1 protein-coding gene is annotated in these 624 nt (G+C 42.5%); it reads right to left on the minus strand.

Annotated elements, in window-relative coordinates:
- Positions 1-532 (minus strand): transposase (locus JCM15548_RS20790; protein ID WP_173427680.1); only part of this gene is annotated, 532 nt, incomplete at its 3' end.
- Positions 533-624 lie beyond the last annotated feature (92 nt).

The raw sequence follows: 624 nt of genomic DNA on the forward strand, positions 1-624 counted from the left end.
AATTATTAAAGAGGGTCAATTGCTGGTTCCCGTATGTGTTTGTATTGGTGTCATCGCAATCGAGTATGATAACCTCCGGTGCAGAGCTGTAGGATCCTATGAAATGTGAGACGAAAGTTTTTCCAATGTTGTATAGATCACGCCAGCTAATACTGTTCTCCAATCGGCTCATGGTAGGCTGTGACCCTAAATCCTTGCCGGTTTGAGGAAGTCGTCCAACACAAGTCTTCAAAATCTGATCGTGTCGCAGCTCATCGCTATCATTACAGTCTTCATAGCCGGCAGCGATTTGGTAGGCGCGTTGACTGACCAGCTCCTCTATGGTATGGTCAATATAACGCTGGTCTCGATTGTCTGTAACACAATTGCTTATCTGCTCAATTAAACCGATTAGCCTGTTGACTTCACGTAGCAAAAGTAGGCCACCATCACTGCTGATGCGCTCACCTGAGAAGCTTAGTTCGATATTTTTTTGTTCAACAGGGAAAAGTCTGAGGCTTTGTTCTTCGTTTTCAAAAAAATTCTGTATCATTGCAAAAAGAGGTGTTGTTGTACACCCTGAAAATACTGATAATTCAGCACATTTTCAGGGACAACCCTCTTTTTTTTATGAATAATTCAGGC

Source organism: Geofilum rubicundum JCM 15548 (assembly GCF_000974365.1).
Lineage (GTDB): Bacteria > Bacteroidota > Bacteroidia > Bacteroidales > Marinilabiliaceae > Geofilum > Geofilum rubicundum.